The sequence below is a fragment of the Microbacterium plantarum genome, from assembly GCF_035231185.1.
Taxonomy (GTDB): Bacteria; Actinomycetota; Actinomycetes; order Actinomycetales; family Microbacteriaceae; genus Microbacterium; species Microbacterium plantarum.
Window position 1 is genome coordinate 2,566,759 of record NZ_CP141117.1, and the last position, 22,358, is coordinate 2,589,116.

The 22,358-nt window shown below is 71.3% G+C and carries 18 protein-coding genes, 1 pseudogene and 1 riboswitch; of the genes and pseudogenes, 10 read left to right on the forward strand and 9 right to left on the reverse strand.

The genetic code is table 11. From position 1 onward, the window contains the following. Nucleotides 1–40: 40 nt before the first annotated feature. A complete protein-coding gene (locus VC184_RS12495) occupies nt 41–1,996 on the forward strand; it encodes an ABC transporter ATP-binding protein (RefSeq protein WP_274178934.1) in 1,956 nt (651 codons plus the stop codon). 83 nt (nt 1,997–2,079) lie between these two features. Here the strand turns inward: VC184_RS12495 and VC184_RS12500 are convergent, their stop codons facing one another. Continuing rightward, entirely contained in the window at nt 2,080–3,978 is a 1,899-nt protein-coding gene (locus tag VC184_RS12500) for a phosphoenolpyruvate carboxykinase (GTP) (RefSeq protein WP_323986429.1), read from the reverse strand. Nucleotides 3,979–4,096: 118 nt separating this feature from the next. On the opposite strand from VC184_RS12500, the gene VC184_RS12505 reads away from it, so the two are divergent. Continuing rightward, nucleotides 4,097–5,539, forward strand: coding sequence for a helix-turn-helix domain-containing protein (locus VC184_RS12505; RefSeq protein ID WP_323986430.1), 1,443 nt, complete (start codon nt 4,097–4,099; stop codon nt 5,537–5,539). A 125-nt stretch (nt 5,540–5,664) separates the two neighbouring features. On the opposite strand, the gene VC184_RS12510 is transcribed toward VC184_RS12505, so the two are convergent. After that, entirely contained in the window at nt 5,665–6,789 is a 1,125-nt protein-coding gene (locus VC184_RS12510; protein WP_323986431.1) for a winged helix DNA-binding domain-containing protein, read from the reverse strand. Between the two features lie 172 nt (nt 6,790–6,961). Between VC184_RS12510 and VC184_RS12515 the strand changes: the two genes are divergently transcribed. Genes VC184_RS12515 through VC184_RS12525 form a run of 3 tightly spaced genes read left to right on the forward strand, consistent with a single transcriptional unit; the run spans nt 6,962 to nt 9,458 of the window. Further along, the gene (locus tag VC184_RS12515) at nt 6,962–7,816 is read left to right on the forward strand and encodes an ABC transporter substrate-binding protein (protein ID WP_112617438.1); all 855 of its coding nucleotides are present in this window, start codon (nt 6,962–6,964) and stop codon (nt 7,814–7,816) included. A gap of 20 nt (nt 7,817–7,836) precedes the next feature. Continuing rightward, on the forward strand, nt 7,837–8,682 hold the full coding sequence (locus VC184_RS12520) for an amino acid ABC transporter permease (protein ID WP_023955608.1): 846 nt from the start codon (nt 7,837–7,839) through the stop codon (nt 8,680–8,682). Continuing rightward, on the forward strand, nt 8,679–9,458 hold the full coding sequence (locus tag VC184_RS12525; protein WP_407667113.1) for an amino acid ABC transporter ATP-binding protein: 780 nt from the start codon (nt 8,679–8,681) through the stop codon (nt 9,456–9,458). Before VC184_RS12520 ends, VC184_RS12525 begins: the two co-directional genes overlap by 4 nt. Nucleotides 9,459–9,543: 85 nt before the next feature. Here VC184_RS12525 and VC184_RS12530 read toward each other — a convergent pair whose 3' ends face one another. Both VC184_RS12530 and glyA read right to left on the reverse strand, forming a co-directional pair. Beyond that, complete coding sequence (locus VC184_RS12530) at nt 9,544–10,425, reverse strand: bifunctional methylenetetrahydrofolate dehydrogenase/methenyltetrahydrofolate cyclohydrolase (RefSeq protein WP_112617598.1); 882 nt, start codon at nt 10,423–10,425, stop codon at nt 9,544–9,546. 142 nt (nt 10,426–10,567) lie between these two features. Beyond that, the gene (glyA, locus tag VC184_RS12535; protein WP_323986434.1) at nt 10,568–11,842 is read right to left on the reverse strand and encodes a serine hydroxymethyltransferase; all 1,275 of its coding nucleotides are present in this window, start codon (nt 11,840–11,842) and stop codon (nt 10,568–10,570) included. Nucleotides 11,843–11,895: 53 nt separating this feature from the next. Continuing rightward, nucleotides 11,896–11,979: riboswitch (ZMP/ZTP riboswitch) on the reverse strand. A gap of 68 nt (nt 11,980–12,047) precedes the next feature. Between glyA and VC184_RS12540 the strand changes: the two genes are divergently transcribed. From VC184_RS12540 to VC184_RS12560, 5 genes are all read left to right on the forward strand, one after another. Next, the gene (locus VC184_RS12540) at nt 12,048–13,595 is read left to right on the forward strand and encodes a family 20 glycosylhydrolase (RefSeq protein ID WP_323986436.1); all 1,548 of its coding nucleotides are present in this window, start codon (nt 12,048–12,050) and stop codon (nt 13,593–13,595) included. Then, nucleotides 13,583–14,743 carry an N-acetylglucosamine-6-phosphate deacetylase gene (nagA, locus tag VC184_RS12545; protein WP_282501410.1) on the forward strand — a complete coding sequence of 387 codons (1,161 nt, stop codon included), beginning with the start codon at nt 13,583–13,585 and terminating at the stop codon, nt 14,741–14,743. The genes VC184_RS12540 and nagA overlap by 13 nt, the downstream gene beginning before the upstream one ends. Nucleotides 14,744–14,805: 62 nt before the next feature. Then, on the forward strand, nt 14,806–15,204 hold the full coding sequence (locus VC184_RS12550) for a YrdB family protein (RefSeq protein ID WP_274178943.1): 399 nt from the start codon (nt 14,806–14,808) through the stop codon (nt 15,202–15,204). Continuing rightward, nucleotides 15,201–16,568, forward strand: coding sequence for an FAD-binding oxidoreductase (locus tag VC184_RS12555; RefSeq protein ID WP_323986438.1), 1,368 nt, complete (start codon nt 15,201–15,203; stop codon nt 16,566–16,568). The genes VC184_RS12550 and VC184_RS12555 overlap by 4 nt, the downstream gene beginning before the upstream one ends. Continuing rightward, on the forward strand, nt 16,565–16,978 hold the full coding sequence (locus VC184_RS12560; RefSeq protein ID WP_162815470.1) for an NUDIX hydrolase: 414 nt from the start codon (nt 16,565–16,567) through the stop codon (nt 16,976–16,978). Before VC184_RS12555 ends, VC184_RS12560 begins: the two co-directional genes overlap by 4 nt. A gap of 155 nt (nt 16,979–17,133) precedes the next feature. On the opposite strand, the pseudogene VC184_RS12565 reads toward VC184_RS12560, so the two are convergent. The 5 genes and pseudogenes from VC184_RS12565 to VC184_RS12585 form a co-directional block, all read right to left on the reverse strand. Next, nucleotides 17,134–17,850: pseudogene (locus tag VC184_RS12565) on the reverse strand (ROK family protein); the annotation flags it as partial. Next, complete coding sequence (locus VC184_RS12570) at nt 17,847–18,812, reverse strand: carbohydrate ABC transporter permease (protein WP_282501411.1); 966 nt, start codon at nt 18,810–18,812, stop codon at nt 17,847–17,849. The pseudogene VC184_RS12565 and the gene VC184_RS12570, both read right to left, overlap by 4 nt. Then, entirely contained in the window at nt 18,809–19,786 is a 978-nt protein-coding gene (locus tag VC184_RS12575) for a carbohydrate ABC transporter permease (RefSeq protein WP_274178946.1), read from the reverse strand. Before VC184_RS12575 ends, VC184_RS12570 begins: the two co-directional genes overlap by 4 nt. A 59-nt stretch (nt 19,787–19,845) precedes the next feature. Then, complete coding sequence (locus VC184_RS12580; protein WP_323986441.1) at nt 19,846–21,105, reverse strand: sugar ABC transporter substrate-binding protein; 1,260 nt, start codon at nt 21,103–21,105, stop codon at nt 19,846–19,848. Nucleotides 21,106–21,199: 94 nt separating this feature from the next. Beyond that, nucleotides 21,200–22,348 carry an ROK family transcriptional regulator gene (locus VC184_RS12585; protein ID WP_112617449.1) on the reverse strand — a complete coding sequence of 383 codons (1,149 nt, stop codon included), beginning with the start codon at nt 22,346–22,348 and terminating at the stop codon, nt 21,200–21,202. Between the last annotated feature and the right edge of the window lie 10 nt (nt 22,349–22,358).

A 22,358-nucleotide genomic window follows, 5' to 3' on the forward strand; every position in this document is an offset into this window, starting at 1 on the left:
ACGGTCGAAGGAGAGAGCTTCGCCGAACCGAGGGAACCGCATGTCCGACACCCGCAGCCGCCTGCGCGGCGGCCGCCGCCGCACCGACGAGGGCCCGCGGGCCCGCCTGTCGCAGCTGCTCCCGTACCTGTTCGAGCACAAGGGCGTGCTGGTGGCGGTCGCGGTACTCAGCATCGTCGAGGCGGTGGCCACGCTCGGCCAGCCGCTCGTCGTCGGGCAGGTCATCGAGCGTGTGCAGGTGGGTGACACCCTCGGCATCCTCGTGTGGGCGCTCGTGATCCTCGTCGTCGTCTCGTCGGCCATCGGCGCTTTCCAGCACTATCTGCTCCAGCGCACCGGCACGGCGGTGGTGTTCTCCAGCCGCCGCCGGCTCATCGCACGCCTGCTCCGACTGCCGATCTCGGAGTTCGACGCCCGACGCACCGGCGACCTGGTCTCGCGCGTGGGCACCGACACGACCCTGCTCTACGCCGTGCTCACCCAGGGGCTGGCCGACTCGGTCGGCAACGCGCTCATCTTCGTCGGCGCGATCGTCGCGATGCTCTTCATCGACCCGCTGCTGCTGCTGCTCATCGTCATCGTGATCGGAGCCTCGGTCGCCGTCGTCGTGGGTCTCAGCACCCGCATCCGTCGCGCCACGCGCGAACAGCAGGAACGGGTCGGCGAGCTGGCCTCGGGTGTCGAGCGGGCGATCGGATCGATCCGCACGATCCGCGCCGCCGGAGCGACCGAGCGCGAGGAGGCCGCCGTCACGGGGGCCGCACGCCAGGCTTATGACGCGGGCGTGCGCGTCGCGAAGGCGTCGGCCCTCGTCGTGCCCGTCGCGGGCGTCGCGCTGCAGCTGTCACTGCTCGTCGTGCTCGGCGTCGGCGGATACCGCGTCGCCTCGGGCGCCATCTCGATCGCGAGCCTCGTGACGTTCGTGATGTTCCTGTTCTTCCTCGTGCAGCCGCTCGCGTCGTTCCTCGGGGCGATCACCTCCGTCAATCAGGCGCTCGGCGCGCTCGGCCGCATCCAGGAGGTGCTCGACCTGCCCACGGAGGAATCGGCCGATCCGGATGCTGCAGCCACCGTAGCCGTCTCGGGCGACAGCGATGTCGCGATCGAGTTCCGAGACGTGCACTTCCGATACCCCGAGGCCGTCGTCGCCGCCCGGCGCTCGGCATCCGACGAAGCGTTGCGCACCCTCGCGGACGCACGCGTCGACACCTCGGCGGTCGCTGCGGTCACGGCCGATGAGACGGGTTCGCCGGCGAACGGCGCAGACGCCGCCGCCTCGTCCGCAGCGACAGCCGGAGCGACCGCCGTCCCCGAGGGCGAGGTGCTCCGCGGCGTGAGCTTCCGCGTTCCCCGCGGTGCGCGCGTGGCCCTCGTCGGCCCCTCGGGTGCGGGCAAGTCGACGACCCTCGCCCTGATCGAGCGGTTCTACGACGTCACCGGCGGAGCGGTGCTCGTCGGGGGTGACGACATCCGGTCCCTCCCCCGGGCCGAGCTGCGCGCACAGCTCGGCTATGTCGAGCAGGACGCCCCCACGCTCGCGGGAACGATCGCCGACAACCTGCGCCTCGCCTCGCCCGAGGCTACGGACGCGGAGTGCGAGCGGGTGCTGCGCGCCGTCAACCTCGGCGATGTGCTCGAGCGCAGCGAGCTCGGTCTTCAGGCGCCCGTCGGCGAGGCGGGCGTCATGCTCTCGGGCGGCGAGCGTCAGCGCCTCGCGATCGCCCGCGCGCTGCTCGCTGCGCCCCCGATCCTGCTGCTGGACGAGTCGACGTCCTCGCTCGACGGGCTCAACGAGCAGCGGATGCGCGAGGCGATCGACGCCGTCGCGACGGGCCGCACCCTCGTGGTCATCGCGCACCGGCTCTCGACGGTCGTCGACAGCGACGTCATCGTGGTGCTCGACCACGGCCGGGTCGTCGGCCAGGGCACGCACTCCGAGCTCGTCGCCACGGTCCCGCTGTACCGCGACCTCGCGAAGCACCAGCTCTTGGTCTGACGCCGAGAACGCACCATCGCCGCGAACGCGCACCCTTTCCGGTGCGTTCTCGCGGCGACGGTGTGTTCTCGTGCGGGCCGGGGTCAGGCCCGGTGGCCGAGGCGGTAGCGCAGGGCCTCCAGCTCGGCACGCAGGGCCGCGGGCAGCCGGTCACCGAAGGTGTCGTAGAACTCCTCGGTGAGGTCGGCCTCGCGCAGCCACGAGTCCGTGTCGACCGCGAACAGCTCATCGAGATCGAGCTGCGACACCTCGATGCCGTCGAGATTGAGGTCCTCGGTGCGCGGGAGGCGTCCGATCGGGCTGTCGACCGCGTCGACCTCGCCGTTCAGGCGCCGCACGATCCAGTCGATGACGCGCGAGTTGTCGCCGAACCCGGGCCACAGGAAGCGCCCGTCGCTGCCCTTGCGGAACCAGTTCACCTGGAAGACGCGGGGGGCCCGGTCGAACCGCAGCTTCTGCCCGACCTTCAGCCAGTGGGCGAAGTAGTCGCCCATGTTGTAGCCGCAGAACGGCAGCATGGCGAAGGGGTCGCGGCGGAGTTCCCCGAGCGTCCCCTCGGCCGCCGCCGTGCGCTCCGACGAGATGTTCGAGCCGATGAAGACGCCGTGCGTCCAGTCGGTCGCCTCGACGACGAGGGGGACGTTCGTCGCCCGGCGACCACCGAAGAGGATGGCGTCGAGTGGCACGCCCTCGGCGGCATCCCAATCCGACGCGATCTGCGGGCACTGAGCGGCGCTGACGGTGAAGCGCGAGTTGGGGTGCGCGGCCGGTCGGCCCGAGTCGGGGGTCCAGGGCTTGCCCTCCCAGTCGATGAGCTCGGCGGGCGCCTCATCCGTGAGGCCCTCCCACCAGACGTCGCCGTCGGGACGCAGCGCCACGTTCGTGAAGATCGTGTTGCCCCACAGCGTCTCGACCGCCGTGACGTTGGTCGACTCGCCGGTGCCCGGCGCGACGCCGAAGAACCCGGCCTCGGGGTTGATCGCCCACAGCCGCCCGTCGGATCCCGGACGCAGCCACGCGATGTCGTCGCCGAGGGTCTCGACGCGCCAGCCCGGGATGGTCGGGCGCAGCATGGCGAGGTTCGTCTTGCCGCAGGCCGAGGGGAACGCCGCGGCCACGTGGTACGCCTTGCCGGCCGGGTCGATGACCCGGATGAGCAGCATGTGCTCGGCGAGCCAGCCCTCGTCACGGCCGATCACCGACGCGATGCGCAGCGCGAAGCACTTCTTGGCGAGGATGGCGTTGCCGCCGTAGCCCGACCCGAACGACCAGACCTCGAGGGTGTCGGGGAAGTGGACGATGTACTTCTCGTCGTTGCACGGCCACGCGACATCCGCCTCGCCGGGCGCCAGCGGCGCGCCGACCGAGTGGACGGTCTTGACCCAGGGCTTGCCGGCGGCGATCTCGTCGAGCACGGCCGCCCCGACGCGGGTCATGATGCCGATCGACGCCACCGCGTAGGCGCTGTCGGTGACCTGCACGCCGATGTGCGAGAGCGGGCCGCCGAGCGCCCCCATCGAGAACGGCACGACGTACATCGTGCGCCCGCGCATCGAACCCGCGAACAGGGGCGTGATGGTCGCCCGGATGTCGTCGGGTGCGACCCAGTTGTTGGTGGGGCCGGCATCCTCCTCGCGCTCGGACGCGATGAAGGTCCGCGCCTCGGTGCGGGCGACGTCGCTCGGGTGCGAGCGCGCGAGGTACGACCCGGGCCGCCACTCGGGGTTGAGCTTGATGAGCTTGCCCTCGTCGACCATCTCGCGCAGCAGTGCGTCGTTCTCGGCCGCCGACCCGTCGACCCAGTGGATCCGATCGGGCTGCGTGAGCGCGGCGATCTCGTCGACCCAGGCGACGAGATCGCCGAGAGGACCGGATGCCGCCGACGGCCGGGCGCCGAGGTCGGGCCGCGCGCGGCGGGGAGCGGCGCCCGCTGCGGTTGTGCCGGTGACGGCGGGGCGGGTGAAGAGGTCGGCGATGGCCATGTCGGTCTCCTACGTCGGCGGCGAGATCGGTGATACCTGACGATTCCAACGCACGAACACCCCGTCTTGCGGCGTTCAATGCCTTCAAGAAACCCGATTCTTTCCCTATGATCAAGGAATGGCCGCATCCGGAATCGAACTCGCAACCCTCGGGCACCGCATCCGCCATCACCGTGTCGCCCGCGGGCTGACACTCGACGAGCTCGGCGCTCAGGTCGGCGTCGCCGGCAGCCAGCTGAGTCTGATCGAGAACGGTCGACGCGAGCCGAAGCTCTCGCTGCTGCAGGCGATCGCGTCGGCGACCGGCACCGACGTGACCGACCTCCTCTCCCCGGAGCCCCCGAACCGCCGGGCCGCCCTCGAGCTCGAGCTGGAGCGGGCGCAGGCCAGTTCCGTCTTCCGGCGACTCGGCATCGCACCGGTGCGCGCGGGCAAGACGATGAGCGACGACACGCTCGAGTCCATCCTCGGACTGCATCGCGAACTGCAGCGCCGCGAGCGCGAGGCGATCGCGACCCCGGAGGAAGCCCGGCGTGCGAACACGGAGCTGCGCCTGCGGATGCGCGAGGTCGCGAACTACCTCCCTGACATCGAGCGCCTCGCCGAGAAGCAGCTCAAGGCGGCCGGACACACCTCGGGTGCGCTGACGCACCGCACCGTGAGCATCATGGCCGAGCAGCTGGGGTTCGAGCTGCTCTACGTCGCCGACCTTCCTCACTCGGCCCGCTCGGTCACCGACCTCGAGAACGGGCGCATCTACCTTCCGCCGGCCTCGATCCCGGGCGGTCACGGCCTGCGGTCGATGGCGCTGCAGGCGATGGCGCACCGCTTGCTCGGCCACACTCCCCCGAGCGACTACGCCGACTTCCTGCAGCAGCGCCTCGAGATCAACTACTACGCCGCGTGCTGCCTCATGCCCGAGACGGCCTCGGTCGCGTTCCTGTCGCAGGCGAAGAAGGACCGCAACCTCGCGGTCGAGGACTTCCGCGACGCGTTCGGGGTGACGCACGAGGCAGCCGGGATGCGCATGACGAACCTCATGACCCTGCATCTCGGCATCCCGCTGCACTTCCTGCGCGTGGATGGCGCGGGGGCCATCACGCGGGTCTACGAGAACGACGGCCTGCCGCTGCCGATGGACGTCACCGGCAGCGTGGAGGGCCAGGTCGTGTGCCGGGCCTTCTCGGCGCGGTCGGCGTTCGAGGAGCAGAACCGCACGGTCGAGCACTACCAGTACACCGACACCCCGGGCGGGACGTTCTGGTGCTCGAGCCAGACCGGGACCACCGCCGAGGGCGAGTTCTCGATCACCGTCGGCGTGCCGTTCGACGACGCCCGCTGGTTCCGCGGCCGCGAGACGCAGAAGCGGGCGACATCCACGTGCCCCGACGAGTCATGCTGCCGGCGGCCCGACCCCGACCTGACGTCGCGATGGGAGGGCAAGGCCTGGCCGAGCGCCCGCGTGCACATGCAGATGTTCTCGCCGCTGCCGCGCGGCAACTTCCCCGGTGTCGATGACGGCGAGGTCTACGCCTTCCTCGACCGCCACGCCGCCGGCTGACTCGCGGCCGGCGCGCCATAACTCCTCAGATTCACGCCGTCGGCAGGCCGGAATCACGAGCTCGCGCGGGTGCGGACGTATGGCCGCCGCGGGTGTGAGGAGTTAGCGCACCGCCACGCGGGGGCTCAGCCCGCGAGGAAGCGTGAGACCCGGGCGAGCGACGCCTCGATCGCGGATGCCGCGACCGCTGGGTCTGTCACGAGCGCGGGCTCAGGTGGCAGATGGTGCCGCCCGGCGGCGACGGAGTGGCGCCACGTGCCGATCACCTGTCCCCGGGAGACCAGGATCGGCGCGACCTGACCGTTCAGGGTGGGGCCGATCCGAGCCGCGAGGTCGGGGGCGCAGACGGTCGTCCGGTCGGCGTAGGAGAGGAAGTACTCGTCGAAGGCGGGCAGGGCGACGACATCCCCGCTGTCGCGCTCCGGGTCTACCCCGGCAACGGATGCCGGCACGCCGGGCCCCGCGCCCGGTGCCGCGAACAGTCCGGCCTCGATCTCGACCACGCGGTCGCCGGCCGCCTCGGCCGCACGTTGTGCCATTCCGATCGGCAGCCCCGCCCACCAGCGGAAATCCTCGACGCGGGCCGGTCCGTGCGAGCGGATGTAGCCGGCGAACATCTCGGCCAACGGATCATCGGGCACCCGTCCGGACGGCAACTCGTCCACGGCGACCAAGAACTGGTCGCGGGTCGGTCCACCCTCGCGCGGCACCACCGGGCCGAAGGCGAGCACTCCGCGGACGGCGAGCGCCGAGAGGATGTGGTTGCCGCGCGAGCGCTCGGTCCCGATGCCGGCACCGCGCAGGAGGTCGGCGAACTCGTCGCGCGTGAGCCGGTTCCCGCCGCGCAGCGCCTGTCGGGCGGCACGCTCAGCCGTCGCCAGCACCGCCTCGTCGATCGCGAGCCCGCGCAGGATGCCCGCCGCGGCACGCTGTTGCCGGTCGGCGGTCACCGCGAGCATCCCGGCGAGGTCGACCGAGCGCACGATGTGCAGGGTGCCGCGTTGGGTCCATGAGCGCACGAGCGTGCCGTCCTCGAACGCGGCATCCACCTCGCTCAGCGGAGGCTCGCCGTCGGTGCGGACCGCCAGCGCCCATCGACCCGACCAGAACTCCTGCGCCTGCACGGCGAGCATGTGGGCCCCGGCCTCGCCGAGTGACGACGCGGGTTCGCTCAGCAGGTGCGAGCGCAGCCGCTGCGTCGTGATCGCCCCCGCTGCCCTGCACCCTCCCCCACCGCCGTCGTCTCGCACGCCGCCGATCCTGCCCGACCCCACCCCCGCGGGTCCACCCCGTGCCGGGCCCGCAGGGAGGCCGCGTAACACGACGACCCGCGCGCGCCGCGGCATCCCGGCCGGGTGAGAATGGATGCAGCCGCCGGTGACAGCACGCCGATGCGCGGCATCCGCACCCGGAGGTTCCCCGATGTCCCGCTCTCTCGTCCGCGCCGCCTCGATCGGCGTCGCCGCTCTGGCGATCGTCCTCGCCGGCTGCTCGTCCTCGCCCGCGCCCGCCGCCTCGGGCGATGCCGCGTCGGGACCCGCTGCCGAGGACTACGTCACCCCCGGCAAGCTCACCTTCGCCACGGGCGAGACGGCCTACGAGCCGTACTTCGTCGACGACGACCCCGAGTCGGGCGAGGGGTTCGAGGCCGCCGTCGCCTACGCCGTCGCCGACAAGCTCGGGTTCGCACCGGACGACGTCGTGTGGGTGCGCACGAGCTTCGAGGCCGCGATCGCGCCGGGTCCGAAGAGCTTCGACATCAACGTCCAGCAGTACACGATCACCGACGAGCGCAAGCAGGGCGTCGACTTCTCCTCGCCCTACTACTCCGCGAGCCAGTCGATCGTCGCGATCCGGGGCGGCGCGGCCGACGGCGTCTCCGACATCGCAGGGCTGACCGACCTCACGATCGGCGCGATGGCCAACTCCACGAGCGCGCAGACCCTCGCAGAGGTCGCGCCCGACGCCGAGGCTCGCCTGTACAACTCGAACGAGGATGCCGTGGCCGCGCTCGGCGCGGGACAGATCGATGCGATCGTGCTCGACACCCCCACCGCCTACCTCGCGGTCAACTTCTACATCGAGAACTCGTTCTTCGTCGGCGAGCTGCCGAAGGCGGGCATCGAGGACGAATGGGGCCTGCTGCTCGCGAAGAACTCGCCGCTCACCCCCGCCGTGACGGCCGCCGTCGACGAGCTGCGCGAGGACGGCACCCTCGCCGAGCTCGAGCAGAAGTGGCTCTCGGGACTCACGGAGGGCGTGACGCTCCTCCAGTGAGGGCGCGCTAGCGTCTATCCGTGACCACCTCCGTCCCGAGCGCGCTCGAACTCGAGCGCCGAGCGTATCGGCGCGGCCGCGAGCGCCGGTCGGTCCTGATCGCCGTCGCTTCGACACTCGCCTTCGCCGCGGTCGTCTGGGTGACCGTGATCAACACGGAGGGCTGGGCGACCGTCCAGCGGAGCTTCTTCGACCCCGCCGTCGCGCTGCAGGCCCTCCCCGAGGTGTGGCAGGGCTTCCTCGTGAACCTGCAGGTGCTCGCCATCTCGGTCTTCACGGTCGCCGCGGTGGCGCTGGTGCTGGCGCTGCTGCGGACCCTGCGCGGACCGGTGTTCTTCCCGCTCCGGCTGATCGCCGCGGCCTACACCGACCTCTTCCGCGGTCTGCCCTTCGTCATCGTGCTCTATCTGATCGGATTCGGGCTGCCGACGATCCTGAACACCCGCATCGATCCGGTGCTTCTGGGAGTCCTCGCCATCACGCTGACGTACTCCGCCTACGTCGCGGAGGTCGTGCGGGCGGGCATCGAGTCGGTGCATCCGTCGCAGCGTCTCGCCGCCCGCGCGCTCGGGCTCAGCTACCCGCAGACCCTCGTGCGGGTCGTGCTGCCGCAGGCGCTGCGCAAGATGACCCCGCCGCTCATGAACGATTTCATCTCCATGCAGAAGGATGTCGGACTGATCTCGATCCTCGCGGCGTTCGACGCGATCGCCGAGGCGCGGGGCGTGGTCGCGACGACCTACAACTTCACCCCGTACGTCGTGGCAGGCGTGCTGTTCGTGCTGCTCGCGATCCCGACGATCCGACTGACGGACTGGTACACCGCGAGGCTCCGACGCCGCGAGCAGACGGGATCGATCCTGTGAGCTGGAACCGACCCGGCACCGCGCCCGACACCGAGCCCGGCAGCGTTGCCGACGTGCTGCACGCCCGCGGCATCCGCAAGTCGTTCGGCGACAAAGAGGTGCTGCGCGGCGTCGATGTGTCGCTCGCCCGGAACGAGGTCGTCGCCCTCATCGGCGCAAGCGGTTCGGGCAAGTCGACGCTGCTGCGCTGCCTCGGGCTGCTGGAGCCGATCGACGACGGGCAGATCCTCCTCGCCGGCGCGGACATCTCCGACCCCCGGGTCGACGCGAACGCGGTGCGCGCGCGGCTGGGAGCGGTGTTCCAGAGCTACAACCTCTTCCCCCACCTGTCCGTGCTCGACAACGTGACCCTCGCCTCGCGGGTCGTGCACCGCGTGCCCCGGCGCGAGGCGGAGGCGCGTGCGCGGGACCTGCTCGCGCGCATCGGGCTCGCCGACAAGGCCGGGGAGCACCCCGACCGGCTCTCGGGCGGTCAGCAGCAGCGGGCGGCGATCATCCGCGCGATCGCCACCGATCCCGAGGTGCTGCTGCTCGACGAGATCACCTCGGCGCTCGACCCCGAGCTCGTCGGCGAGGTGCTCGAGCTCGTCCGCGACCTCGCGGTGTCCGGCTCGACGATCCTCATGGCGACGCACGAGATGGCGTTCGCGCGGGATGTCGCCGACCGCGTCGTCTTCCTCGACCAGGGCGTCATCGTCGAGGAGGGCGCGCCGTCGGAGGTGTTCGGCGCTCCCCGCGAGCCCCGGACCCGCGCCTTCCTCTCCCGCTTCCTCTGAGCTCCCGTCGACTCGCCAGAGAACGCGGATCCGGGCGGGCCGGCATCCGCACTTTCTGGCGAGTCGACGGGTGGACGAAGCAGGCTCAGGCGGTCGCGCGCTCGGCGGCCTCGACGACGTTGGTCATCAGCAGGGCGACCGTCATCGGGCCGACGCCGCCCGGGTTGGGCGAGAGGAAGCCCGCGACCTCGGCGACATCTGGCGCGATGTCTCCGTAGACCTTCGACTTGCCGGTCTCGGGATCGTTCTCGCGGGTCACGCCCACGTCGAGGACGGCGGCGCCTGGCTTGACGTCCGCGGCGGTGACGAGGTGCTTCACGCCCGCGGCACCCACGATGACGTCGGCCTCGCGCAGGTGCGCGCCGAGGTCGGCGGTGCCGGTGTGAGTCAGGGTCACCGTGGCGTTGATCTCGCGGCGGGTCAGCAGCAGACCGATGGACCGGCCGATCGTGACACCGCGCCCGACGACGACGACGTTCTTGCCCGCGAGGTCGTATCCGTTGCGCTGCAGCAGCTCGATGACGGCACGCGGCGTGCACGGCAGCGGCGTCGTGATGGGGTCGTTGACATTGAGCACGAGACGCCCGAGGTTGACGGGGTGCAGGCCGTCGGCATCCTTCGCGGGATCGATGCGCTCGAGAACCCGGTCGGTGTCGAGGTGCTTGGGCAGCGGCAGCTGCACGATGTAGCCGTGGCACGTCGGGTCGGCGTTGAGGCGGTCGATGACCTCCTCGACCTCCGCCTGCGTCGACTCGGCCGGCAGCTCGATCTGGATCGAGTTCATGCCGATCGCCTCGGACTCGCGGTGCTTCATCCCGACGTACAGCTGGGATGCCGGGTCGGCCCCGACGAGCACCGTCGCGATGCCCGGGGTGACTCCGCGGGCCTTCAGCGCAGCGACGCGCTCGGCGAGTTCGGTCTTGATGGCAGCGGCGGTGGCCCGCCCGTCGAGCTTCTGCGCGGTCATGTCGTTCTCCGTTCGAGAGGGTCGCGGTCGCCGGGTCGCGGTCGCCGAGAACGCACGATCCCGGCGAGAACGTACCGTGCGGGGTGCGTTCTCGCGGAGAGGGTGCCCTCTCGGCGACCGGCCAGCGACCGGCGACGCCGGGTTACTGCTGCAGGCCGGGGTACAGCGGGAAGGCGTCGGCGAGCGTCGCCACGCGAGCACGCAGGGCCTCGAGGTCAGCGCCGGGCTGCAGCGCGAGCGCGATGATGTCGGCGACCTCGGTGAACTCGGCGTCGCCGAAGCCGCGGGTCGCGAGAGCCGGTGTTCCGATTCGCAGGCCCGAGGTCACCATCGGCGGGCGCGGGTCGTTGGGCACCGCGTTGCGGTTGACGGTGATGTGGATCTCGTGCAGCAGGTCTTCGGCCTGCTTGCCGTCGATCGCGGCGTCGCGCAGGTCGACGAGCACGAGGTGCACGTCGGTGCCGCCCGAGCGGACGGCGATGCCGGCATCCGCGACATCCTGCTGCGTCAGACGGTCGGCTATGATCGCGGCGCCGCGCACGGTGCGCTCCTGGCGCTCCTTGAACTCCGGCGTCGCTGCGAGCTTGAACGCCGTCGCCTTCGCCGCGATGACGTGCATGAGCGGGCCGCCCTGCTGGCCCGGGAAGACGGCGGTGTTGATCTTCTTCGCCAGGTCGGCGTCGTTGGTGAGGATGATGCCCGAGCGGGGGCCGCCGATGGTCTTGTGCACCGTCGACGAGACGACGTGGGCGTGCGGCACCGGCGACGGGTGCACACCGGCGGCGACGAGACCGGCGAAGTGCGCCATGTCGACCCAGAGGTACGCGCCGACCTCGTCCGCGATCGCACGGAAGGCGGCGAAGTCGAGCTGGCGGGGGTAGGCCGACCAGCCGGCGATGATCACCTTCGGCTTGTGCTCGAGGGCGAGGCGACGGACCTCGTCCATGTCGATCAGCGAGGTGTCGGGGTTCACGCCGTAGGCGACGATGTCGTACAGCCGGCCCGAGAAGTTGATCTTCATGCCGTGGGTGAGGTGGCCGCCGTGGTCGAGCGAGAGGCCGAGGAGCGTGTCACCGGGGCGCGCGATCGCGTGCAGCACGGCGGCGTTGGCGGTCGCGCCCGAGTGGGGCTGAACGTTCGCGAACTCGGAGCCGAAGAGCGACTTCGCGCGCGAGATCGCCAGCTCTTCGGCGACGTCGACCTCTTCGCAGCCGCCGTAGTAGCGGCGACCCGGGTAACCCTCGGCGTACTTGTTGGTGAGCACGGAACCCTGCGACTGCAGCACCGAGACGGGCACGAAGTTCTCGGACGCGATCATCTCGAGGTAGCCGCGCTGGCGGTCGAGCTCGCGCTCGAGCACCTGGGCGATCTCGGGGTCGACCTCGGCGAGCGGGGCGTTGAAGTACGAATCGGTCATGACGATCTCCAGACGACGGCTTTCGGGACGGAGCTTACGAGCAGTGAAGGTTCCACATCGGCCCAGGCGTGCGGTCGAATGCCGTGTCGGTCGCTCCCCGGTGGTGGCCCACCTCAACGCCAGTCGCGACGCGTCGAGCATAACGGATGCCGCGCTGATACGCTGGCTCGAAAGTTTGTTAGGCACCCTTACAGATAGGGGCGCGATGACGTCGCTGCCGCTGGTCCCGTTGCCCTCCTCCGTCACGCCCGCGAAGAGGGTGACGTTCACCCTGTCGGACACCGTCGCGGTGACGGGAGACCCGGATGCCGCGGGCGTCCTCCACCGGCTCGTCCTGACGCGGACCGGCCTCCACCTCACCGCGGCCCCCGGCACCGCGGAGCCCGACAGCGCCGCGGAGCCCGACAGCGCCGCGGAGCTCGACGGCGCCGCCATCGACGTCGCCGTCGACGGGGACGGGCCGCCCGAGTCGTACCGGCTGTCGGTCGACCACCGCCGCATCTCGATCCGGGGTGCCGACTCCGCGGGCCTCTTCTACGGCGTGCAGACTCTCGGCCAGCTGATCACCCGCTCCTCCGACGGCTGGGTGATTCCGGGGGTCGACATCGACGACGCCCCCCGCTTCGGGTATCGCGGCGTGATGCTCGATGTCGCCCGCCACTTCCACGACGTCGCGACCGTCACCGCCTACCTCGAGCGGGCGGCGAGCCTCAAGTTCAACGTCCTGCACCTGCACCTCAGCGACGACCAGGGGTGGCGGCTCGCGCTGACCCGCCGCCCGGAGCTCACCGCCCGGGCGGCGGCGAGCGCGGTGGGCGGCGGTGCCGGCGGCTTCTTCACGGCCGACGACTACCGCGCGATCATCGCCCACGCCGCGGCGAACCACATGACCGTCGTGCCCGAGTTCGACATGCCCGGCCACACCCACGCCGTCGGGCTCGCCTACCCCGAGGTCGCCGCGCCACCGGCGCTGGACGGGTGGGATGCCGCGGGCGGCCCCGCTCCCGTCGCCGGCGAGGCCTACACGGGCATGGGCGTCGGCTTCTCGTCGCTGCGCATCGGCGCACCCGAGACCGATGCCTTCGTCGACGACGTCCTGACGGAGCTGGCGGAGCTGACCCCCGGCCCCTACCTGCACTTCGGCGGCGACGAGGCGCACGGCACCCCGGCGGCGGACTTCGCGGCCTTCGTGGCCCGCACCTCGCGGGTCATCGCCGACCTCGGCAAGACGCCGATCGCCTGGCACGAGGCCGGCGCCGCCGCGGATCTCGCGCCCGGCACGATCGGCCAGTACTGGGGCCTCGTCTCGCCGACCGACGGTGCCGACGAACGTGCGCGGGCCTTCGTCGCGCGCGGCGGCCGCGTCATCCTCTCGCCCGCCGACGCCGTGTACCTCGACATGAAACCGACGGCCGATGCTCCCCTCGGCCTGACCTGGGCGAACGGTCCGACGAGCCTCGAACGGGCCTACTCGTGGGAGCCCGGCGAGGTCGTGTCCAGCATCTCGGAAGACGACATCCTCGGGGTCGAAGCGCCGCTGTGGACCGAGACCGTCCGCGACCTGGACGACATCGATGCACTCGCCTTCCCTCGCATCGCGGCGGCCGCTGAAGCCGCCTGGTCGGCTGCGACCGGCAGCGCAGACAACCGCACGTGGGAGTCCTTCCGCGAACGCGTCGGCGCGCTCGGACCGCTGTGGACGACCCTCGGCATCCGCTTCCCCGCTTCCCCGGAGGTCGCATGGACGGTCTGAACCGCGTCATCCATTCCGTTCGGCTCGTCGACGGGGGCCGCGAGATGCCCGACTCCTGGCTCGTCGTGCGCGACGGGCGGGTCGCCGCGCAGGGCACCGGCGGCGCGTGGCGCGATGCCGTCGCCGAAGAACCGGTCGACGAGGTCGTCGATGCCACCGATGCCGCCGGCCCCGGCGCGATCCTCACTCCCGGCTTCATCGACATCCACGGCCACGGCGGCGGCGGCGCGGCATACGACGACGGTGCCGAGGCGATCCGCACCGCGCGCGCGCTGCACCGGGCGCACGGCACGACCCGAGCGGTCATCTCGCTCGTCACGGCATCCGTCGACGACCTCGTCCGACGGGTCGCCGCCATCGCCGACCTCGCCGAGACGGATGCCACGGTGCTCGGCTCGCACCTCGAGGGGCCGTTCCTCGATCCCGGACACCACGGCGCCCACGATCCGGATCTGCTGATCGGACCCGCCGCCGACGCCGTGGCGCGGCTGCTCGAGGCCGGCCGCGGCACCGTCCGCCAGGTCACGATCGCTCCGGAGCTGCCGGGCGCCCTCACCGCGATCGAGCGCATCGTCGCCGCGGGCGCGGCCGCCGCCGTCGGTCACACCGACGCCGACGCCGAGACCGCTCGACGGGCCTTCGACGCCGGCGCCACGATCCTCACCCACGCCTTCAACGCCATGCCGGGCCTCCACCACCGTGAGCCCGGTCCGATCGGCGCGGCCACCGCCGACCCACGCGTCACGCTCGAGGTCATCGCCGACGGCGTGCACCTCGCCCCCGAGGTGGTGCGGATCGCCTTCGCCGCCGCACCGGGGCGCATCGCGCTCGTCACCGACGCGATGGCGGCCGCCGGATCGGCCGACGGAGACTACGTGCTCGGGGCGCTCGCGGTGCGCGTCGAGAACTCCGTGGCGCGGCTCGCCGACGACACGATCGCCGGATCCACCCTGACGCAGGATGCCGCGCTGCGGACGGCCGTCGCCGCGGGCGTGGCGCTGCCGACAGCTGTGACGGCGCTGACGGCTACTCCGGCCCGCGCGATCGGACGTCCCGACCTCGGCAGGCTCGAGATCGGGAGCCCGGCCGATGCCGTCCTGCTCGACGCCGACCTGCGCGTCCGCCGCGTCTGGACCGGGCGCGCGTGACCCGTTCGCCCGAGGTCCCTCCCGAGGTCGGCGACGTGAGGCCGGCGCCTAGAATCGGAGGCATGTCCGAACTGCCGAACGTCCGTCCCGCCACCCCCGAGGCGCCGCAGCAGGCGGCCGGCACGCGACGGGCTCTCTCGGCGATCGACCTCCTCGCCTTCGCCTGCCAGCTCTTCGCCTTCGTCACCTTCGCGATCTGGGGCTTCGCGGCGTGGGACTTCCCCCTCAACCTGGTCTTCGGCATCGGCGCTCCGGTCGCCGCGATCCTCCTGTGGGCCCTGTTCGTCTCGCCGCGTGCCGTGCTCATGGTGCACCCGTTCGTGCGCGCCCTCGTCGAGCTGTTCGTCTACGCCTCGGCCACCATCGCGTGGTGGAGCATGGACCAGGCCTGGGTCGGTCTCGTCTTCGGGGTCATCGCGGTGACCTGCGGTGTGATCGCCGGTCGCCGGCGCCTGTCATGACCGCTCCCGACGTCGTCGCCCGGCTCGTCGCCGAGCTCGGCGACCGCGTCGACGTCTCGGATGCCGGTCGGGCCGCCGCTCGGGCGGACAAGTCAGGCCAGGCGGCATCCGGATCGCCCCTCGCCGTCGTTCACGCCCGCACCGTCGAGGACGTCCAGGCGACGATGCGCATCGCCTCCGCGACCGGCACCCCGGTCGTGCCGCGGGGCGCCGGCACCGGCCTCGCGGGCGGCGCCAACACGGACGCGGGTGAGATCGGGCTCTCGCTGCGTTCGATGGACCGCATCCTCGAGGTCCGCCCCGACGACCTCATCGCCGTCGTCGAGCCCGGCATCCTCAACGGGCAGCTGAACGCGGCGCTCGCGGAGCACGGCCTCTGGTGGGCGCCCGATCCCGCGAGCCGCGACATCTCGACCGTCGGCGGCAACATCGCCACCGGCGCGGGCGGCCTGCTCTGCGCGAAGTACGGGGTGGTGCGAGACGCGGTCCTCGGCCTCGATCTCGTGCTGGCAGACGGTCGCCTGATGCGTCTCGGACATCGCACCGTGAAAGGCGTGACGGGCCTCGACCTGACCTCGCTCGTCATCGGGTCGGAGGGCATCCTGGGCGTCGTCGTCGCGGCGACGCTGAAGCTCCGCCGCCTCGTCCCCGGCCAGGCCCGGACGATCGCCGCGACGTTCTCCGATGTGCGCTCCGCCGCGGTCGCGGCATCGGCCGTCACGGCGGCCGGCATCCAGCCGGCGATCATGGAGCTGATGGACGCGACCTCCCTCGCCGCCTCGCACCGCCTGCTCGGGCTTCCCGCCCCCACGCTGGGTGCCTCGCAGCTGACGGTCCAGACCGACGGCCCGGGCGCGACGGCCGAGGCGGAGGCCGTCGTCGCGGTGCTCGCGGCCGCCGGCGGCACCGTGCGCCTCGCCGCCGATGACGCCGAGGCCCAGCAGCTGTGGACGGTGCGGCGGTCGATGCATCCCGCGATGGAGACCCTCGGAACCGCGCTCATCGAGGACGTCTCGGTGCCGCGCAGCGCCCTGCCCGCGATGTTCGACGAGATCGCCCGCATCGAGGAGCGCTTCGGTCTGACGATCCCGACCGTGTGCCACGCAGGCGACGGCAACCTGCACCCGAACTTCATCTTCGACGGCGACGAGGTCCCGGAGGTCATCTGGGAGGCGGCGGAAGACCTCTTCCAGTCGGCGCTGCGCCTCGGCGGAACGCTCACCGGCGAGCACGGCGTCGGCGTCCTCAAGCGGCGCTGGCTCGCGGACGAGCTCGGCGACGATCAATGGGAGCTCCAGCGGCGCATCGCGCGGGTCTTCGACCCCGCCGGCATCCTGAACCCCGGAAAGGTGTTCGCGCCGTGAGCGACTCCGTCCCGGCCGGGGAGGTCCACGTGAGTGCGGCGGTCGTGACCGACGGCGACGGGCGTACCCTGCTCGTCCGGAAGCGCGGCACCGAGCGGTTCATGGCGCCCGGTGGCAAGCCCGAGCCGGGCGAGTCCGCCGGCGCGGCCCTCGTCCGCGAGCTGCACGAGGAGCTCGGCGTCGTCGTGGCCGAGCCCGACCTCGTCTACCTCGGCCGGTTCGAGTCGGATGCCGCGAACGAGCCGGGCTTCCGCGTCGTCGCCGAGGCGTTCGCGATCACGCTCGACCCCGCGTCGGTCAGCGCCGCCGCCGAGATCGCCGAGGCGCGCTGGCTCACCGCTCCCGAAGCCGCGGCGTTGCCGCTCGCACCGCTCAGCACCGAGCACCTGCTTCCGCTCGCCTGGGCCTGAACGGCGGCACCGAGCGCCCCCACGGGCACGTCCCGGGGCGCGAGCTCGACCCGCTCGTCCAACCGCAGCGACCGCAGGAACGGCGACGCGCCGGCGGATGCGGCGAGAGCGGCCCGCACCGGGACGAGCAGCCGATCGGAGAGCGCGGCGACGCCCCCGCCCAAGACGACCACGTCGACGTCGGTCGTGAGCACCAGCAGCCGGACCGCCGCCTCGACGCCGCGCACCACGTCCGCTCTGATGCCGTCGGCGCGCTCGTCCCCCGCATCCGCAGCATCGAAGACCGCGAGCACGGGCAGCGGCGAGGAACCGCCCCAGCGCTCGGCGACGGCTCCCCCGCCCGCGAACGCCTCGATGCATCCGCGCTGTCCGCAGCGGCAACGGGGACCGTTCGGGTCGATGGGGATGTGCCCGACCTCACCGGCCGCGCCGCGCCCGCCGCGGCGCGGGCCCGTCTCGTCGACGATGCCCGCGGCGATGCCGGTTCCGAGGTTCAGGAAAGCGAGCGATCCTCCCCCGGCACGGAGTTCCCGCGCACCCACCGCCGCGTACCGCACGTCGTTGTCGATCACCGGTCGAATGCCGATCCGCGCCGCGACGGCTCCCGCGAGGTCGTACCGGTCGATCCCGAGGTTCAGGGCATGCTCGACGATCCCGCCGCCCGGCCGGATCTGCCCGGGCACGCCCACGCCGACCGCGACGACCGATTCAGCCTCCGCCAGGTCGGCGACGACCGCGGCGATGCCATCGGCGACGGCATCGCCGCCCCATCCGGTCGGCCGACGAAGGCGGGCGATCTCGTTGCCGTCGCCATCCACGGACACGGCGAGGATCTTCGTGCCGCCCACGTCGACACCGATGCGCAGCGTCATCCCTTCACGGCCCCCGACACGAGCCCGCCCGACATCCGCCCCTGCACGATGAGGAAGAAGATCACGACGGGGATCGAGATGAGGGTGGATGCCGCCATCACGGCGCCCCAGTTGGTCGCTGCCGTCGCCGACTGGAACGACAGCAGCCACGGCGGGAGCGTCAGGTTGTAGCCCTTCATGAGCAGCAGCGCCATGGTGAACTCGTTCCACGACTGGATGAAGGCGAAGATGCCCGTGGCGACGAGTCCGGGCGCCAGCAGGGGAAACGTCACCTTCCAGAACGCCTGGGTGCGGGTGCACCCGTCGATCATGGCCGCCTCTTCGAGATCGGCCGGAACACCCGCGACGAATCCGCGCAGTGTCCAGATCGTGAACGGGATGACGGCGGCGACGTAGACGATGCCGAGGCCGACGAGGGTGTTCATCAGGCGCCAGTCGTCGATCATGCCGTAGATCGTGAACATCATCGCCTCGCCCGGGATCATCTGCACGATGAGGACGGCGACGATGAACGAGCGCCGCCCGCGGAAGCGGATGCGGGCCACGGCGATCGAGGCGAGGAAGGCCAGCACCAGCGTGATGACGAGCACGCCGACCGTCACCAGGGTCGACGAGAGGAGCCCGTGCACGAAGTCGGTCTGCCCCGGGGCCGCCTCGCGCGTCCATGCCGTGGCGTAGTTGCCGAGCGTGAAGTCGAAGGGGAGGAAGCTCGGGGTGCGGCTGATGATGCTCTCGCCGCGCGTGAACGACATGTTCAGCATCCAGTAGACGGGGAACACCGAGCACACGAACACGACGAGCGCGGCGAGGTTCAGTCCTGCGCGCGAGAGGATGCGGCGGCGCGGCGGTCGTCGCACGGCGAGCGAGCGCGGCCGGGGGCGCTTCGCTCGGCCCACCTCGCCGACGACCTCATCGACCCCGATCGTGCCGAGCTGGGTCGCGGGGGTGACCTGGGTGCTCACAGCTCCTCCTCCTTGAGCGTGGTGCGGATGTATCCCCACGAGAGGGTGAGGAGCAGCACGACCATGAGCACGCCGATCGCGCTCGTGACGCCGAACTCCCCCGGGCCCTGCCGGAAGATGTAGGTGCCGAGCACGTTGGTCTCGGAGATGAGGCCGCCACGCTGCTGCAGCGCGTAGACCTGCGTGAAGATACGGAGGTTCCAGATGACCTGCAGCACCACGACGACCGTCACGACGTTCCGCAGATACGGGAACACGACGAGTCGGAAGCGCTGCCACCCGACCGCGCCGTCGAGGGATGCCGCCTCGAGCACCTCGGCGGGGACCTGCCCGAGCGCCGCGTACAGGGTGAAGGCCGCGAAGGGCACGCCCTGCCAGACCACGATCACCGTCAGGACGAAGAAGAACGACCACGGATTCGCCAGCCACGAGTGGTTGGTCCAGTCGGTCGAGCCGGTCATCGTGTTCAGCGCCCAGTTGACGATGCCGTACTGCGAGTCGAAGATCCATCCCCAGACCGTGGTCGCCGCCAGCGGCGGCATCGCCCAGGCGAGGAGGAGACCGAGCGAGACGAGGATGCGCCACCCGCGCCGCAGGCGCGTCATGAGCACCGCCACGAGGGCGCCGAGCCCCACGATCAGCACGGTCATGGCCACCATCAGCCCGAGACTGCGGACGAGGACGGCCGGGAAGTCGGACTGCGTGAAGACCTCGAGGTAGTTCTCGAACCCGATGAAGTCGGGAAGCGTGCCCTGCACCTTGTTGCGGATGGCGTAGTCGGTGAACGACTGCACGAGCATCAGTACGGCGGGGTACCCGACCATCACCCCGAGGATGATGAGCGAGGGGCCGAGGAGCGTCAGCGCGCCGACGTTGTCGCGGCGACGCCGAGACCGTTGCCGCGCGGTAGGCGGCGGCCCGTGCTTCGCCCGCGGCTCGGGCCGTCGCGGCGTTCGGGTGAGCACGTTAGTCATCGTGCTGTCCTCTCTGCGGTGTTCGTGGGGCGCGGACTCCCGCGCCCCACGACTCACGACTACTTGTTGAGGATGGCTTCGATCTGACCGTCGAGCTCGGTCGCGATCGCCGTGACGTCGCCGCCCTGCGCGATCTTCACGAGAGCGTCCTTGATCACACCGGAAGACTCGACCTCGGACCAGTTGGGGCTCGCCGGAACGGCCTTCGACGATGCGACGGCCTTCGCCGCCTCGACCGTGATCTCGTCATCGGGCAGGAAGTCGGCGAACGAGGTCAGCGCGGGGATGAGCCCGTTCTCGGCGAGGATCTTCTGGTACCCCTCCGAGAGGATGATCTTGAGTGCGGCCTCGGCCTTGTCGGGAGCGTCCGACTTCGCCGCGATAGCGATGTTCGAGCCTCCGGCGAAGACCGGAGCGACCTCACCGGCGGTCATGCCCGGAAGAGCGAACGCCTTCAGATCGGCGCCGACCGTCTCGGGGCAGCCCGGGGCCTTCGCGTCGTCGGCGGGCGCGAGGATCGACCACTTCACCCACGCCGGAGCCGAGAGGAAGCCGATCTCGCCGGCGCAGAACGGAACCTGCGGATCGGTCTCGTCCGCGTCAGCCGGCGCGATCGTCGCGTTCTGGTAGACGTCCTGGAGCATCGTCAGACCGGCGATGCCGCCCGAGCTGGAGAAGCCGCCCTTCCAGGTGTCGCCGTCCTGCGTCGCGATCTCGCCGCCGTTCGCCCAGACGTAGGGCAGCGCGTTGTACCAGTCCTTGCCGGGGGCGTAGATGCCCGACTTGGTGGCGGTCGTCGCAGCGATGCCGTCGGCTACGTACTCCTCGAGCGTCGTCGGCACCTCGCCGCTGTACGAAGAGGGCGAGTAGAAGACGATGCGCGACCCCGCGTAGTAGGGAGCGGCGTACAGGCTGCCGTCCGCCGACCCGAGCTCGACGAAGCTCTGCAGCAGTTCGTCGCCGCCGAGGTCCGCCTGGAGGTCGGAGATGTCGAGGAACAGACCCTGATCGATGAAGCCGGGCGACTGGGTGTTGCCGACCTCGACCAGATCGGGCGCGTCGTTCGACGACAGCGCGGCGACGTAGTTGTCCGCGGTGTCGGCCCAGGTCTTCTCCTCGATCGTCAGCGTCCAGCCGTCGTTCTCTGCTTCGAACGTCTTCTTGAGGTAGTCGCGGGCGTCCTGAGGCGTGTCGGTGCCGACCAGCCATACGGTCAGGTCGCCGGTCTCGGCGCTCTGTCCCGCGTCGCCGCTCGCGCAACCGGCGAGCAGCAGGGCGGAGACACCGAGGAGCGACAGTGCTCCGAGGCTCTTCTTCATGGTGATTCCTTCTTCTCTGGTGTCGACGAGTCGGATGGCTCGCCCGGGTGTGGAGCTGGTGGTGCAGGTGGGGCTATGGAGCTGTGGAGCGAGGTCAGGAGACGCCGAGACGCCCTGACAGGACCATGACGGCAGCACCGCGCAGGACGATGTCCTGGCCCTGCTCCGTCATCCGCACCTGCAGCTCGTCGTGGAACGTGGCGAGCGTGCGTGTGCGCACCGTCTCGGCGGCGGCGCTCGCAAGCGTGCCGTCGAGAAGTTCCGCGGGGCCGGAGAGGACGATCTCCGACAGGTCGAGAGCACCCACGATGGGGGCCAGGGCGATGCCGAGACGTTCGCCCGCGTCTCGCAGCAGACCGTCGCGGTCGCTCGCGGCGCCGGCATCGATACGCGCGGAGAGCGAGGGAACCGAGATCCAGGCCTCGAGACATCCCACCTTCCCGCACGCGCAATCGGGGCCGCCGTCGGTGCCCACCGTCACGTGGCCGATCTCGCCGGCGGCCGAGCGCGCGCCGCGCAGCGGTTCGCCACCCGTGAGCAGGCCCGCACCGACACCGCGGCCGACCTTCACGAGGATGATGTCGTCGCCGGCACCGCCGAACGTGTGCTCGGCGAGCACTGCGGCGTTGGCGTCGTTGGCAACGAGCACCGGGGCGCCGACCGCCTCGCTCAGGATGCCGGTGAGGTCGAGGCGATCCCAGCCGAGGCCGGGTGCCGCGAGGACGACTCCGGTGTCATCGACGACACCGGGGGTGCCGACGCCGACGCCGAGCACCGGCGCGTGCGCGTCGTCCACCAGTGTTCGCGCGAGGTGCACGACCGCCGGCAGGATGTCGTCGCGGCCGCGCGGCACGGCGACCTCGTGACGAGCGACGATCTCGCCGTCGAGGGTCATCACCGCACCGAGGAAACGGTCGCTCCCCGAGAGGTCGAGGCCGACGATGCGGTGGCCGTCGCGAGCGAGGTCGACGAGGATCGCGGGCTTGCCCGGTCCGGCGGCCTCGCGGGTGCCTCGCTCACTGACGAAGCCGTCGCCGATGAGCTCGGCGACGAGGTCGGAGATCGTCACCCGGGTCAAGCCGGTCTCGCGAGCGAGGTCAGCACGGCTCATCGCTCCGCCGTGGAAGAGACGTTCGAGCACGAGCGCGCGGTTATGCGCCCGAGCGTGCTCGGGCAGGATCTTCGCGCCCGGGCGCCGGGTGCGCGTCGTGCGCCGCGGGGCCTCGGTATCGGTGCTCGCCATGTTTGTTAGT

Excerpts from the sequence above, each read along its gene's own strand:
- nagA (WP_282501410.1), top strand. The coding sequence starts at position 13,583 with ATGGACGGTCTGAACCGCGTCATCCATTCCGTTCGGCTCGTCGACGGG.
- VC184_RS12580 (WP_323986441.1), bottom strand. The coding sequence starts at position 21,105 with ATGAAGAAGAGCCTCGGAGCACTGTCGCTCCTCGGTGTCTCCGCCCTG.
- VC184_RS12530 (WP_112617598.1), bottom strand. The coding sequence starts at position 10,425 with ATGACCGCGCAGAAGCTCGACGGGCGGGCCACCGCCGCTGCCATCAAG.
- VC184_RS12550 (WP_274178943.1), top strand. The coding sequence starts at position 14,806 with ATGTCCGAACTGCCGAACGTCCGTCCCGCCACCCCCGAGGCGCCGCAG.
- VC184_RS12500 (WP_323986429.1), bottom strand. The coding sequence starts at position 3,978 with ATGGCCATCGCCGACCTCTTCACCCGCCCCGCCGTCACCGGCACAACC.
- VC184_RS12575 (WP_274178946.1), bottom strand. The coding sequence starts at position 19,786 with ATGACTAACGTGCTCACCCGAACGCCGCGACGGCCCGAGCCGCGGGCG.
- VC184_RS12585 (WP_112617449.1), bottom strand. The coding sequence starts at position 22,348 with ATGGCGAGCACCGATACCGAGGCCCCGCGGCGCACGACGCGCACCCGG.
- glyA (WP_323986434.1), bottom strand. The coding sequence starts at position 11,842 with ATGACCGATTCGTACTTCAACGCCCCGCTCGCCGAGGTCGACCCCGAG.
- VC184_RS12505 (WP_323986430.1), top strand. The coding sequence starts at position 4,097 with ATGGCCGCATCCGGAATCGAACTCGCAACCCTCGGGCACCGCATCCGC.
- VC184_RS12555 (WP_323986438.1), top strand. The coding sequence starts at position 15,201 with ATGACCGCTCCCGACGTCGTCGCCCGGCTCGTCGCCGAGCTCGGCGAC.
- VC184_RS12540 (WP_323986436.1), top strand. The coding sequence starts at position 12,048 with ATGACGTCGCTGCCGCTGGTCCCGTTGCCCTCCTCCGTCACGCCCGCG.
- VC184_RS12495 (WP_274178934.1), top strand. The coding sequence starts at position 41 with ATGTCCGACACCCGCAGCCGCCTGCGCGGCGGCCGCCGCCGCACCGAC.
- VC184_RS12515 (WP_112617438.1), top strand. The coding sequence starts at position 6,962 with ATGTCCCGCTCTCTCGTCCGCGCCGCCTCGATCGGCGTCGCCGCTCTG.